This window comes from Stenotrophomonas sp. 364, from assembly GCF_009832905.1.
GTDB lineage: Bacteria > Pseudomonadota > Gammaproteobacteria > Xanthomonadales > Xanthomonadaceae > Stenotrophomonas > Stenotrophomonas maltophilia_AP.
The window spans coordinates 2,083,531-2,095,713 of the sequence record NZ_CP047135.1 but is presented as its reverse complement, the minus strand read 5'-3'; the positions used below and the strand labels follow the sequence as shown (position 1 = coordinate 2,095,713).

Here is a 12,183-nt window from a genome sequence, read left to right as displayed (position 1 = left end):
GAAGGCACCAAATGGTAACCAGGCAATGAAAACCGGCAGCGAGGAAGATCAATGGCGTGAAGACTGCGCCCCACGGCGGGTGCTGGAGCTGTTCAGCACCAAGTGGACCTCGATGGTGCTGCACACCCTGGCCGTGCGCCACGACGGCACCGCGCGCAGCAATGCGCTGCACCGCAGCCTGCCGGACATCTCCAAGAAGATGTTGATCCAGACCCTGCGGGAGATGGAAGGCGCGGGCATCGTGCTGCGCACGGCGTTTCCCACCGTTCCCCCCTCGGTGGAGTATTCGCTCACGCCGCTGGGCCGGCAACTGGTGGAGCCGATCGAGCTGATCTACGACTGGGCGCGGCGCAACGCCGGTGCCCTGGATGCACTGCAACCCCGCACCACATCACGCCGCCGGTAGTGCCACGCCATGGGTGGGAGCGCGAGGCGACATGCCCGCCACGCCCCGATCGCGGTATATTTCGCGCCCTCCCCACCGCCCGCCCTGAGCGTTTGTCATGAGCACGACCCGGAAATACTACAAGCACCCCGCCGAATCGGACATCGGCCACGGGACGATTTACCTCGAGGCACAGGGCGATGTGATCGTCCGCCAGGTCGAGAGCTACCGGAGCGTGCTGGTCTGGGCCGACAAGGGGGGACAGGCCGATGAGCGCTTCCCGCTGTCCGATCAACCCCTGTCCTGGCTGGACCTGGATTCGGATGACAGCATCACGGCGAGCGAATTTGAAACCGTCTGGAAGCGCGCCAAGGCCGTTTCCGGCTGAGGTCCGCGCCCAATGCGCGTGGACCTCAAATGGTCAATTCCGTGCTGCCGCTGCTGGCCACGTGCATCAACTGGTCCAGCTGCCGCAGCGCCCGGTGCAACTCCTGCCGGCTCGCCGCCGCGCCCAGTGAGATGCGCACGGCGTCATTGATCGCCACGCCCTGCGGGGTGAACGCTGACGACGGGGCGATGCCCAGCCCCTGCAACCGCGCCGCATGGGTCAGGCTGGCGTCGGTCCACTGGGCGGGCAGCCGGCACCACGCATGCACGCCGGCACAGTGCTGCAGGAAGCGGGGCGACAACGTGGACTGCGCCAGATAGCGACGCTCGGCGGCTTCTTCCTGCACCAGCTTCAGCAGGGTGGCCGCCGACCCGTCAAGGATCAGCTGGGTCACCAGCGCGTTCATCAGCGGCGGCGCCATCAGGTTGACCGCGCGCAGTGCATCGAGCACGTCCTGCCGTGCCACACCGTCGGGCAGGTGCACAAAACCGGTATGCAGGCCCGGGCTGAGGCACTTGGACAAGGTGGAGATGTAGCAGGTGTGCTGCGGCGCCAGCAGGGCGAGCGGGGCAGGGGCATCGTCGACCAGCAGCCAGTACGGGTCGTCTTCGATCAAGCGCAGGTCCAGGCTGCGCAGCACGTCGGCCAGGGCCATCCGGCGTGCTTCGGGCATGGTGCGCGCGGTCGGGTTCTGCGCCGTGGGGTTGAGGTAGACCACGCGCGCACCCGTGGCACGCGCGTGGCGGCGCAATGCGCTGGGCAGCATGCCGTGCTCGTCGCACTCCACCACCCGCAACGTGCGCTGCAGCACCCGCGCCGCGTGCAGCAGGCCGGGATACACCAGCGGTTCGCACAGGATGACATCGCCGGCAGTGGTGAGCGCCAGCAGCAGTGCCGACAGCGCGGCCTGCGCGCCTTCGGTGACTACCAGCCGGTCGCTGTCCAGCCTGCCCAGGATCGGCTTGAGCCATTGCTGTGCGGCCAGGTGGTCGGCGCGGCTGCCACCGCCGACGTGGTAGGTCATCAGGTTGCTGGCGTCGCTGCGGCTGAGCACGGTGGCCAGGCCACGCTGCAGCATGTCGGCCACCTGTCCGCCGCCGGGGCTGGGCGGCAGGTTCATGCTCAGGTCCACCAGCTGCGCCAGCTCCACCTGGGGCGGGGCGACGAACGTTCCCTGGGGCCCGCGTGCATCGATCAGGCCGCGCTTGCGCGCCTCGGTGAAGGCACGGGTGACAGTGGTCAGGTCAACGCCCAGGTCATTGGCCAGCACGCGCTGCGCCGGCAGGCGCTGGCCGGGCCGCAGCGCGCCGGACCAGACCGCGCGCTCCAGGGCCTGCACGATGCGCAGGTAGACCGGCCCGTGGCCGTCGGCGATGAGAGTGTTCCACTGCATCGGCGCATCTTACGCCCGGGTGCGCGCCGCCCTGCGACAGTGTGTCGCATCATGTATGGATCATGTCGTTGCCTAACGTACGCGGCTGCGGCGGGCACCCCCCATGCATATCGGTCATGCAGGGGGGTGTTCGCCACTTTTCATGATCCGGGCCGCCCGGCCCGGCACTGCGTTGGAAGGGCCGACCCGCATGAACCCCGCTACACACACCGCTCGCCGCGCCGCCATGGCCGGTGCAGCCCGCGCCGGACGCTGGTTCGGACTGGCAGCGTTGCTGCCATTGCTCACCGGGTGCAAGAACCTGGAACTGTTCAACCCCATGGGCAGCATCGCCGAACAGGAGATGCAGCTGATCCTGGTGTGCACCGGCCTGATGCTGCTGGTGGTGATTCCGGTGATCATCCTCACCCTGTACTTTGCCTGGCGCTACCGCGCCTCCAACACCAAGGCCACCTACGCCCCGGACTGGTCGCATTCCACCGCCATCGAGGTGGTGATCTGGACCATTCCGTGTCTGATCATCGTGGTGCTGGCCGTGCTGATCTGGAAGAGCACGCACGCGCTGGACCCCTACAAGCCGATCGCGTCGGACAAGGCGCCGCTGCGCGTGGAAGTGGTGTCGTTGAACTGGAAGTGGCTGTTCATCTACCCCGACCACAACGTGGCCACGATCAACGAACTGGTGATGCCGGTGGATACGCCGGTGGCCTTCAAGCTCACCTCCGAGTCGATGATGAACGCCTTCTTCGTGCCGCAGCTGGGCAGCATGGTCTACACCATGCCGGCCATGCAGACGCGCCTGCACCTGATCGGGCATACCCCGGGCACCTATGCCGGGATGTCGTCGGCCTACAGCGGTTCGGGCTTCTCGGACATGAAGTTCCCGGCCCGCGTGGTCACCGATGCCGACTTCCAGGTCTGGCTGGACCAGGCCCGCAGCAGCAACGACCACCTCGGCGCCGCGCGCCTGGCCGCGCTGGAAGTGCCTACCCATGGCGCGCCGTTGCAGCGTTTCAGTGGCGTGGATACCGGCCTGTTCGACAGCATCGTCGCCCGTTACCACGGCATGGCCGATGACGAGATCTGCCTGCCGGGCGAAGAGCCCGGGGCCACCCCTCAGACGTTGAGCCTGGCCGTGCCTGCCAGCCGTACCGCGGAGAACTGATCGTGCTTGGAAAGTTGAACCTCGAAGCAATTCCCTACCACGACCCGATCATCATGTCGGCGCTGGCAGGCTCGCTGCTGCTCGGCGCGGCGATCGTCGCGGCGATCACCTACTACAAGAAGTGGGGCTACATCTGGACCGAGTGGATCACCTCGGTGGACCACAAGAAGATCGGCGTGATGTACATCCTGCTGGCGCTGGTCATGCTGGTGCGCGGCTTCGCCGATGCGCTGATGATGCGCGCCCAGCAGGCGATCGCGGCCAATGACGCGGCCGGCTACCTGCCACCGGAACACTACGACCAGATCTTCACCGCGCATGGCGTGATCATGATCTTCTTCGTGGCAACCCCGCTCATCGTCGGCTTGATGAACCTGGTGGTGCCGTTGCAGATCGGCGCGCGCGACGTCGCCTTCCCGTTCGTCAACTCGCTCAGTTTCTGGCTGTCGGCGGTGGGCGCGGTGCTGGTGATGCTGTCGATGTTCGTGGGCGACTTCGCCGCGACCGGCTGGGTGGCCTATCCGCCGCTGTCGGGGATCGAGTACAGCCCCACGGTCGGCGTGGACTACTACATCTGGTCGCTGCAGGTCTCCGGTATCGGCACCACGCTGACCGGCCTGAACTTCATCGTCACCATCCTCAAGATGCGTGCGCCGGGCATGGACCTGATGAAGATGCCGGTGTTCACCTGGACCGCGCTGATCACCAACATCCTGATCGTGGCGATCTTCCCGGTGCTGACCGCGACCCTGGCGCTGCTGACCATGGACCGCTACTTCGGCATGCACTTCTTCACCAATGATGCCGGCGGCAACGCCATGATGTACGTCAATCTGATCTGGATCTGGGGCCACCCGGAAGTCTACGTACTGATCCTGCCGTGCTTCGGCGCGTTCTCGGAGATCATCGCCACGTTCTCGGGCAAGCCGCTGTTCGGCTACCGCTCGATGGTGTACGCGACCTGTTCGATCGGCGTGCTGTCGTTCTTCGTCTGGCTGCACCACTTCTTCACCATGGGCTCGGGCGCCAACGTGAATGCCTTCTTCGGCATCATGACCTCGATCATCTCCATCCCCACCGGGGTGAAGCTGTTCAACTGGCTGTTCACCATGTACCGCGGCCGCATCCGCTACCACTCCTCGACGATGTGGACGATCGGCTTCATGGTCACCTTCGCGCTGGGTGGCATGACCGGCGTGATGCTGGCCATCCCGGGTGCGGACTTCGTGCTGCACAACAGCCTGTTCCTGATCGCGCACTTCCATAACGTGATCATCGGCGGCGTGGTGTTCGGCTGCCTGGCCGGGATCACCTTCTGGTTCCCGAAGGCGTTCGGCTTCACCCTCAATGAGCGCTGGGGCAAGATCTCGTTCTGGTGCTGGCTGGTGGGCTTCTATCTGGCCTTCATGCCGCTGTACGTGCTCGGCTTCAAGGGCATGACCCGGCGCATGAACCACTACGCGGTGGAAGGCTGGCAGCCCTGGTTGATCGTGGCCGCCATCGGCGCGCTGGTCATTGCAGCCGGCATCGCAGCCATGTTCATCCAGTTCTACGTGAGCGTGCGCGACCGCAAGGCCAACCTGGACCTGACCGGCGACCCGTGGAACGCGCGCAGCCTGGAATGGGCCACGTCCTCGCCGCCGCCGTTCTACAACTTCGCCAGGACGCCGGTCATCACTTCGCTGGAGCAGCATTGGGACGACAAGCAGCGCGGCACCGCGTGGCAGCGCCCGGACCATTACGAGGACATCCATATGCCGCGCAACACCGGCGCCGGGGTGGTGATCTCGGTGTTCAGCCTGGTGCTGTGCTTTGCCCTGGTCTGGCACATGTGGGCGCTGGCGGCGATTGGCCTGGTCGGTGTGATCGCCACCTTCGTGCTGCGCTCCTACGACCGTGACGTGGACTATTACGTGCCCGCCGCCGAGGTGAAGCGCATCGAAGACGCGCATTTCGCGCAGATGGAAGGAGCCAAGGCATGAGCGGCGATACCTTGACCGCTGCTTCGCAGCACGGGCAGCTCGCGGCCGGTCACCATGACCACGCCCACGAGCACCACGACGACGGCAGCAAGACCGTCGTCGGGTTCTGGATGTACCTGATGGGCGACTGCCTGATCTTCGCGGTGTTGTTTGCCACCTTCGGGGTGCTGCTCAACGGCACCGCCGACGGCCCGTCGGGCAAGGAGCTGTTCAAGCTGGGCTTCGCGTTGTCCGAAACAGTGGTGCTGCTGCTGAGCAGCTTCACCTTCGGCCTGGCGATGCTGGGGCTGCAGGCCAACAAGCGCAACCAGGTGGTCGGCTGGCTGGCCACCACCGGGCTGCTCGGTGCGGTGTTCATCGGCATGGAGCTGTATGAGTTCGCCGAGCTGATCCATGAAGGCGCCACCCCGGACGTGAGCGCCTACCTGTCGGCGTACTTCACCCTGGTGGCCACCCATGGCCTGCACGTCACCTTCGGCCTGCTGTGGCTGGCGATCATGATCCACCAGGTGCTGAAGTTCGGGCTGGACGGCATCGTCCGCCGCCGCCTGGCCTGCCTGAGCCTGTTCTGGCACTTCCTGGACCTGATCTGGATCTGTGTCTTCACCTTCGTCTACCTGCGGGAGTTCGTATGAGCCCGAGCGCTTCTGAAACCGATCACGGTGGCGGCCACGCCACCCTCAAGGGCTACATCATCGGCCTGCTGCTGTGCCTGGTGCTCACCGGTGCCTCGTTCGGCGTGGTGATGGGCGGGTGGGTGCCGCAGCCGCTGCGCCTGACCGCCATCGTGGTGCTGTGCGTGGTGCAGCTGGTGGCGCAGCTGGTGCTGTTCCTGCACATCGGCGCGGGTCGCAGCCAGCGCGAGAACACCGGCATCTTCCTGTGCACGGCGTTCCTGATCGCCATTGTCGTCGCCGGGTCGTTGTGGGTCATGCACAACGCGACCCAGAACATGATGCCGATGCAGGTATGAGCGCGCTCACCGTGCACCGCCTGTCCTGCCTTGGCCTGGCGGCCGTGATGTGGCTGGCGGCGTCGCCGCCGGCAACGGCCGCCACCACGCCATCCACCCCCGCAGCCGTGGTCGCCAGCGAAGCCTGGGTGCGGTTGCCGCCGCCCGCTGCGGGCGTGGCTGCCGGCTATGTGGAGCTGCACAACGGGGGCGCCGCCAACCGTCTGGTGGCGGCCAGCGCGGCAGGCTTCGGCCAGGTGCAGATCCACGCGATGCGCATGGACGGCGAGGTCATGCGCATGCAGGCACTGCCCGATGGGCTGGCGCTGCCGGCAGGGAGGATCACCTCGCTGCGGCCCGGCAGTTACCACCTGATGCTGATGATGCCCAAGCGCCCGCTGCAAGAGGGCCAGCAGGTGCGGGTGCGCCTCCAGTTCGTCCATGGCGACGCGCTCCCGGTGGATTTCGTGGTGCGTGATGGCATGGGTGGGCAGGCCGGCCAGCACGGAGCGGAACGGTGATGCGCGCCGTGCTGGCGGCCCTGCTCGGCGGAGTGCTGCTGGCGGGCTGTGGTAACGCCGACGCACCAATCATGGGCCAGGCCGCATTGGACGCGGTGGCATTGCAGGCCAGCGACGGCCGCACCGTGTCGATCCACGGTCTGCGCGGCAAGCCCACGCTGCTGTTCTTCGGCTTTACCCACTGTCCGGAAGTGTGCCCGTTGAGCCTGTTGAAAGCGGTCCAGCTCAAACGCCGGCTGGGCCCGCTGGGTGCGGACCTGCAGGTGGTCTTCGTGACCATCGATCCAAAGCGCGATACGCCCGCCCACCTGCGCGAGTACCTGGCCGCCTTCGATCCAACCTTCATCGGCCTGAGCGGCGACGAGGCCGGTACCCGCGCCATCGCAGAAAGCCTGCGGGTCAGCTACCGGCAGGTGGGCGAGGGGGATGCGGCAACCTTCGAACATACCGCGTCGTGGTTCCTGCTGGGTGCCGATGGCACGCTGCAGGATGTGCTGGGCTATGCGCTCACCGATGCGGAGATGGATGCCCGGCTGCGCGCGAAACTGACGGTCCCCGGCGCGTGAGCCGCCGGGGATGAGCACTGCCGTGGACGCGGCCGCGTCGCGCACCGACGCCGTGCTGCTGCTCGCATCGGCCGGCTGCGCGCTGACGGTGCTGGACACCAACGTGGTCGGCGTGGTGCTGCCCACCATTGCACGCGACCTGTCGGCGTCGTTCGCCGACATCGAGTGGGTGGTCAGCGCCTACGTGCTGTGCTTCGCCTCGCTGCTGTTGCCGGCCGGCACCCTGGCCGACCGGATCGGTCGGCGACGCCTGTACCTGATCGGCCTGGTGCTGTTCGCGCTTGCCTCGGTGGCCTGCGGGCTGGCCGCGCAGGCCGGTGCGCTGTATCTCGCGCGCGCCGGGCAGGGCGCGGCGGCTGCGTTCATGCTGGCCCCGGCGCTGTCGCTGATCGGCCATGCCCACCAGGACCCCGCGCGCCGTGCCCGGGCCTGGGCGATATGGGGCGCGATCATGGGCCTGACCATGGTGCTGGCGCCGCTGATCGGCGGCGCCATCGCCACCTGGCTGGGCTGGCGGTGGGCGTTCCACATCAATCTGCCGCTGTGCCTGTTGCTCGCGGCACTGAGCGGATGCTACGTGCCCGAGTCGCGCGACCCGGTGCGTCGTCGCATCGACGTGGCCGGTGTAGTGCTGTTTGCCGGCAGCATGCTGTCGTGGACGTGGGCATTGATCCGCGGCCCGGTGGAAGGCTGGACCAGCACCGCCGTACTGCCCTGGCTGGCATCCGGCGTGGTGCTGGGCGCCGCCTTCATCGGCGTGGAACGGCGCCGTGTGCAGCCGATGCTGGACCTGCGCTTGTTCCGGATACCGGCGCTGGTGGGCGCGGTGATCGCAATGTTCGCCTATGCGGCCGCAGTGCAGGTGATGGCCTCGCTGCTGCCGTTGCTGCTGCAGAACGTCCGCGGCGACAGCGTGCTGCAGGCCGGCCTGCACATGCTGCCGTTCGCGCTGGCGATGCTGCTGCTGCCGTTCCTCGGTCGGCGCCTGGGTGCGCACTGGCACTCGGGGAAAATCCTCGCGCTGGGCCTGGGCGTGGCGGTGCTTGGCAACCTGGGCATCGCGCTGTCGCTGTGGCAGCACAGCGGCCCGGGGCTGTTGCTGGCGATGGCGGTGCTGGGCAGTGGTGGCGGCCTGCTCAACGGTGAAACGCAGAAGGCGATCATGAGCGTGATTCCCCCGGACCGGGCCGGCATGGCGTCTGGCATCAGTACCACCGCACGCTTCTCCGGCATCCTGATCGGGTTTGCGACGTTGGGCGCGGTGCTGTCCAGCCATGTGCGGGCGGCTGCCGACGCCGCATTGACCGCCGCCGGCAGCCCGGTGTCGCCGGCGCTGCTGGAACGGGTGGTGGTCGGCGAGCTGTCGACCGCGTCGGATGCACTCGGCGTGCTGGCACGCGCGGCGTATGCACAGGGCGCTGGGTACGCGTTCATCGCTGCCGCGCTGATGGCCCTGCTGGCGATGCTGGCAACGGCGTGGTTGATGCGCGTGCCGCCCCGCTGACCCCGGGCGGCACCGCCGCAGACACGGCACGTGCGGTCAGGGCGCCACCGCGCGCAGCGCCCAGCATGCCGCCCCGAATGCCACGCGGTCGCCCTGCACGAACGGCGCGAAGGCCTGCACTACCACCTGCAGTACCTGCGCACGCAGCGCTGCGTCGATCCGCGGGTCGCGCAGCACGCCGCCCACCGGCCCCAGCAAAGACACGTAGCGCTGCAGGTCGGCGGTGCGGATGCTGCAGACCTCGTCCACGGCCGTCACCTCGATATCGCGCCAGCCACTGTCGGCCAGGATGTCGAGGACGCGCTGGCGATCGGCGAAGGCGAACTGCCCCGGCCCATCGGCCGAGCGTGGGGGCAGCGCCAGCAGGGGCGCGGCGGCCCGTTCGGCGGCGGTCATGAACGCATTTTCGGCCGGGGCGCGCCACGCCAGCGCATGCAGCTTGCCGCCGCTGCGGGTGGCCGCGCGCAGGCCGGTGAAGGCCTGCACCGGGTCGTCGAAGAACATCACACCAAAGCGTGACACCACGTGATCGACTCCGGCCGGGGCGAATACGTGACGCTGCGCATCGGCGGCGATGAAGTCCACCGGGTACGCGGCGCTGCGTGCGCGCTCGCGCGCCATCTCCGACCATGGCCGCGGAGATGTCCAGCCCGGTGCAGTGGCCGCCAGCGCCCAGCCGTGCCGCGATGGACAGGCTGACCGCACCGGTGCCGCAACCGACGTCCAGCACCTTCCATGGCGCACCGCGCGGAACGCCCTGGGCCAAGTGATCGGCAAACGGCGCGAACATGTCATCGAGCACGGGCTGGGCCAGTACCCAGGCATCCCCGGCGGGTCCATTCCAGAGGGCGTGTTGCGTGGTGTCGGTCATAAGGGGCGTTCTGGCCTTGCCAGCCGGGTAGGGATGCCCGCACTCTGCCACTTCAAGTGCACTTGAGGTCAAGCCGATGCAGGAACTGGATATTGCCGAGGTGGCCCGTCGCACTGGCCTGGCCGCATCCGCGTTGCGCTATTACGAGCAGAAGGGGCTGATCCAGCCGATCGGCCGCCATGGCCTGCGCCGGGTGTTCGCCGCGAGCGTGCTCGAGCGCATCGCGCTGATTGCGCTGGGGCGCGCGGCCGGTCTGTCGCTGGCCGACATCGGGGCAATGCTGGCCGTCGAGGGGGGCGCCGCCATCGATCGCGCACGGCTGGCCGCCAAGGCCGATGAACTGGACGCCAGCATCCAGCGCATGACCGCCATGCGCGACGGGCTGCGCCACGCGGCTGCCTGCCGCGCCGCCCGCCACCTGAAGTGCAGCCGGTTCCGCGCCCTGATGCGGGTGGCCACGCGTGCAGGGTGAGCGCGCGCCGCTGCGCGGGCTAGGGCAGGAAGCGCTCGCCCAGCATTCAATCCCGATCAGCCACTGGGTTTCATCGGCGTTGGCGTCGCCCAGGTCTTCCCAGCGGGAAATCGGCGTGGTGCAGCCCCGTGGGGCGATGTACTCCACCGCAATCGACGCCGCTTCCTGCTTCTTGATCGGCTGGTGTGCGACGCTGCGGACAAGGACGTACTAGGGCTGTTGAAACGGCATGATGTAACTGTCGACCGTGTAGCGCTGTTCCTCCCGGGTGACCTCGGCGTGGTTCTCTTCGACCAGCGTCAGCCGACGGGTATCCACCTCCTTCTGACCGGCTGCCTGCGCGGGCGCGACCAGGAGGGCGATGAGAAGGCCCGCGGTGCAGATCTGGTTCATGAAGGTTCCTTGGGTCTGTGAATCGCTGGCAGAGGATGCACCCTGCGAAACGTCCGGCTGATGTCCAGGTCGATACCCGACGTTTCGAGCTCGCCCTGGGTTGACGTACTGATTGGTGATGATCTGGATGTGTCCTTGGGCGTCGCGCTGTACGCGGCCCGGGAACAGGTCCGGGTTCAGCCCGCGACCGTATCCACCAGCAGCTTCACGTTGAGCACCAGGATGATCGCGGCGATCACCCACGACAGCGCGATCAGCCAGCGCGGCGCCACCAGCGCGCCCATCTTGGCCTTGTCCGAGACGAACCGCACCAGCGGAATCACCGCGAAGGGCAACTGCATCGACAGCAGCACCTGGCTGAGCACCAGCAGCCGCGCGGTGCCCTGTTCGCCGTAGATCGCGGTGACGATCACCACCGGCACGATCGCGATGCCGCGGGTGATCAGGCGGCGTGCCCACGGGGCGATGCGCAGGCGCAGAAAGCCCTCCATCACGATCTGCCCGGCCAGCGTGGCGGTCACCGTGGAGTTGATGCCGGAGGCGAGCAGGGCGACCGCGAACAGGGTCGAGGCCAGCCCCACGCCGAGCATGGGCGCCAACAGTTCGTAGGCCTGCTCGATCTCCTGTACGTCGGTGCGCCCGTGCGCGTGGAAGACCGCTGCGGCCAGGATCAGGATCGAGGCATTGATGAACAGCGCCAGCATCAAGGCGATGGTGCTGTCGGTCACTGCCCAGCGCAGCGCGCTGCGACGGCCGGGGTCGGTGCGCGGGTAGGCACGGGTCTGCACGATGGACGAATGCAGGTACAGGTTGTGCGGCATCACCGTGGCGCCGATGATCCCGATGGCCAGGTACAGGGCATGCGGGTTGGTGACCACCTCGGCGCGGGGAATGAAGCCGCCGAGCACGGCCTGCAGCGGCGGCGCGGCGAAGGCGATCTGGATCGCGAAGCACGCAAAGATCACCAGCAGCAGCGCGATCACGAACGCTTCCAGCGCACGGAAGCCACGGTTCATCAGCCACAGCACCAGCACCACGTCGATGGCGGTGATGATCGCCCCGGCCAGCAGCGGAATGCCGAACAACAACTTGAGCGCGATGGCCGTGCCGATTACTTCGGCCAGGTCGCAGGCGATGATCGCGATTTCGCAGAGCAGCCACAGGCCCAGGGTGACCGGGCGCGAGTAGTGCTCGCGGCAAGCCTGGGCGAGGTCGCGCCCGGTGGCGATGCCGAGCCGCGCCGACAGCCCCTGGAGCACGATGGCCATCAGGTTGGACAGCAGGATCACCGACAGTAGCAGGTAGCCGAACCGGGCGCCGCCGGCGATATCGGTAGCCCAGTTTCCCGGGTCCATGTAGCCCACCGACACCATGTAACCCGGGCCCAGGAAGGCCAACAGTCGGAACCACCAGTGCCCGCCGTGGGGGACGGCGACGCTGGCGTTCATGTCGCCCAGGCTGGGGCTGTGGCCGTCCGAAGAAGGCCAGGCAGAAGCAGTGTCGGGGCGGCGTTGGATGTCCACGGCCGCAATATAGCAGAGGCTATGTTAGTAAGGCTTTGCAATTTCCGGCCATGCCATGACGGCCGCCG

At 67.5% G+C, this 12,183-nt stretch carries 13 protein-coding genes and 1 pseudogene; 10 read left to right on the top strand and 4 right to left on the bottom strand.

Annotation, left to right across the window (positions count from 1 at the left end; translation table 11 throughout):
- Window positions 1-25: 25 nt before the first annotated feature.
- The gene (locus tag GQ674_RS09615; protein ID WP_159496884.1) at window positions 26-406 is read left to right on the top strand and encodes a helix-turn-helix domain-containing protein; all 381 of its coding nucleotides are present in this window, start codon (window positions 26-28) and stop codon (window positions 404-406) included.
- Window positions 407-503: 97 nt separating this feature from the next.
- Window positions 504-773, top strand: a complete 270-nt coding sequence (locus GQ674_RS09610) for a hypothetical protein (RefSeq protein ID WP_159496883.1) — start codon at window positions 504-506, stop codon at window positions 771-773.
- Window positions 774-798: 25 nt separating this feature from the next.
- On the opposite strand, the gene GQ674_RS09605 is transcribed toward GQ674_RS09610, so the two are convergent.
- Window positions 799-2,166: a PLP-dependent aminotransferase family protein gene (locus GQ674_RS09605; protein ID WP_159496882.1), complete on the bottom strand. Its 1,368-nt coding sequence runs from the start codon at window positions 2,164-2,166 to the stop codon at window positions 799-801.
- 190 nt (window positions 2,167-2,356) lie between these two features.
- Here GQ674_RS09605 and cyoA point away from each other — a divergent pair, with 190 nt between their 5' ends.
- The 7 genes from cyoA to GQ674_RS09570 are packed head-to-tail and all read left to right on the top strand — an operon-like array spanning window position 2,357 to window position 8,856.
- Window positions 2,357-3,331: a ubiquinol oxidase subunit II gene (gene cyoA, locus GQ674_RS09600; RefSeq protein WP_236546244.1), complete on the top strand. Its 975-nt coding sequence runs from the start codon at window positions 2,357-2,359 to the stop codon at window positions 3,329-3,331.
- Between the two features lie 2 nt (window positions 3,332-3,333).
- Window positions 3,334-5,313: a cytochrome o ubiquinol oxidase subunit I gene (cyoB, locus tag GQ674_RS09595; protein ID WP_159496881.1), complete on the top strand. Its 1,980-nt coding sequence runs from the start codon at window positions 3,334-3,336 to the stop codon at window positions 5,311-5,313.
- A complete protein-coding gene (cyoC, locus tag GQ674_RS09590) occupies window positions 5,310-5,948 on the top strand; it encodes a cytochrome o ubiquinol oxidase subunit III (RefSeq protein ID WP_159496880.1) in 639 nt (212 codons plus the stop codon). Before cyoB ends, cyoC begins: the two co-directional genes overlap by 4 nt.
- A complete protein-coding gene (cyoD, locus tag GQ674_RS09585) occupies window positions 5,945-6,286 on the top strand; it encodes a cytochrome o ubiquinol oxidase subunit IV (RefSeq protein ID WP_128095403.1) in 342 nt (113 codons plus the stop codon). Before cyoC ends, cyoD begins: the two co-directional genes overlap by 4 nt.
- On the top strand, window positions 6,283-6,786 hold the full coding sequence (locus tag GQ674_RS09580; RefSeq protein WP_159496879.1) for a copper chaperone PCu(A)C: 504 nt from the start codon (window positions 6,283-6,285) through the stop codon (window positions 6,784-6,786). The genes cyoD and GQ674_RS09580 overlap by 4 nt, the downstream gene beginning before the upstream one ends.
- Window positions 6,786-7,352, top strand: a complete 567-nt coding sequence (locus GQ674_RS09575; protein ID WP_159496878.1) for an SCO family protein — start codon at window positions 6,786-6,788, stop codon at window positions 7,350-7,352. Before GQ674_RS09580 ends, GQ674_RS09575 begins: the two co-directional genes overlap by 1 nt.
- Before the next feature lie 10 nt (window positions 7,353-7,362).
- Window positions 7,363-8,856, top strand: a complete 1,494-nt coding sequence (locus GQ674_RS09570; protein WP_159496877.1) for an MFS transporter — start codon at window positions 7,363-7,365, stop codon at window positions 8,854-8,856.
- Window positions 8,857-8,892: 36 nt separating this feature from the next.
- On the opposite strand, the pseudogene GQ674_RS09565 reads toward GQ674_RS09570, so the two are convergent.
- Window positions 8,893-9,646, bottom strand: a pseudogene (locus GQ674_RS09565) (class I SAM-dependent methyltransferase).
- 157 nt (window positions 9,647-9,803) lie between these two features.
- Here GQ674_RS09565 and GQ674_RS09560 point away from each other — a divergent pair.
- Window positions 9,804-10,199: a MerR family transcriptional regulator gene (locus GQ674_RS09560; RefSeq protein WP_159496876.1), complete on the top strand. Its 396-nt coding sequence runs from the start codon at window positions 9,804-9,806 to the stop codon at window positions 10,197-10,199.
- A gap of 210 nt (window positions 10,200-10,409) precedes the next feature.
- On the opposite strand, the gene GQ674_RS09555 is transcribed toward GQ674_RS09560, so the two are convergent.
- Both GQ674_RS09555 and GQ674_RS09550 read right to left on the bottom strand, forming a co-directional pair.
- Window positions 10,410-10,592 carry a hypothetical protein gene (locus GQ674_RS09555; RefSeq protein ID WP_159496875.1) on the bottom strand — a complete coding sequence of 61 codons (183 nt, stop codon included), beginning with the start codon at window positions 10,590-10,592 and terminating at the stop codon, window positions 10,410-10,412.
- Between the two features lie 176 nt (window positions 10,593-10,768).
- Window positions 10,769-12,040, bottom strand: a complete 1,272-nt coding sequence (locus GQ674_RS09550) for an Nramp family divalent metal transporter (protein ID WP_236546243.1) — start codon at window positions 12,038-12,040, stop codon at window positions 10,769-10,771.
- Window positions 12,041-12,183 lie beyond the last annotated feature (143 nt).

What these genes read in the sequence shown, in the direction of transcription:
- GQ674_RS09615 (WP_159496884.1), top strand. Translation starts at nt 26, where the DNA reads ATGAAAACCGGCAGCGAGGAAGATCAATGGCGTGAAGACTGCGCCCCA.
- GQ674_RS09610 (WP_159496883.1), top strand. Translation starts at nt 504, where the DNA reads ATGAGCACGACCCGGAAATACTACAAGCACCCCGCCGAATCGGACATC.
- GQ674_RS09605 (WP_159496882.1), bottom strand. Translation starts at nt 2,166, where the DNA reads ATGCAGTGGAACACTCTCATCGCCGACGGCCACGGGCCGGTCTACCTG.
- cyoA (WP_236546244.1), top strand. Translation starts at nt 2,357, where the DNA reads ATGAACCCCGCTACACACACCGCTCGCCGCGCCGCCATGGCCGGTGCA.
- cyoC (WP_159496880.1), top strand. Translation starts at nt 5,310, where the DNA reads ATGAGCGGCGATACCTTGACCGCTGCTTCGCAGCACGGGCAGCTCGCG.
- cyoD (WP_128095403.1), top strand. Translation starts at nt 5,945, where the DNA reads ATGAGCCCGAGCGCTTCTGAAACCGATCACGGTGGCGGCCACGCCACC.
- GQ674_RS09580 (WP_159496879.1), top strand. Translation starts at nt 6,283, where the DNA reads ATGAGCGCGCTCACCGTGCACCGCCTGTCCTGCCTTGGCCTGGCGGCC.
- GQ674_RS09575 (WP_159496878.1), top strand. Translation starts at nt 6,786, where the DNA reads ATGCGCGCCGTGCTGGCGGCCCTGCTCGGCGGAGTGCTGCTGGCGGGC.
- GQ674_RS09570 (WP_159496877.1), top strand. Translation starts at nt 7,363, where the DNA reads ATGAGCACTGCCGTGGACGCGGCCGCGTCGCGCACCGACGCCGTGCTG.
- GQ674_RS09560 (WP_159496876.1), top strand. Translation starts at nt 9,804, where the DNA reads ATGCAGGAACTGGATATTGCCGAGGTGGCCCGTCGCACTGGCCTGGCC.
- GQ674_RS09555 (WP_159496875.1), bottom strand. Translation starts at nt 10,592, where the DNA reads ATGAACCAGATCTGCACCGCGGGCCTTCTCATCGCCCTCCTGGTCGCG.
- GQ674_RS09550 (WP_236546243.1), bottom strand. Translation starts at nt 12,040, where the DNA reads ATGAACGCCAGCGTCGCCGTCCCCCACGGCGGGCACTGGTGGTTCCGA.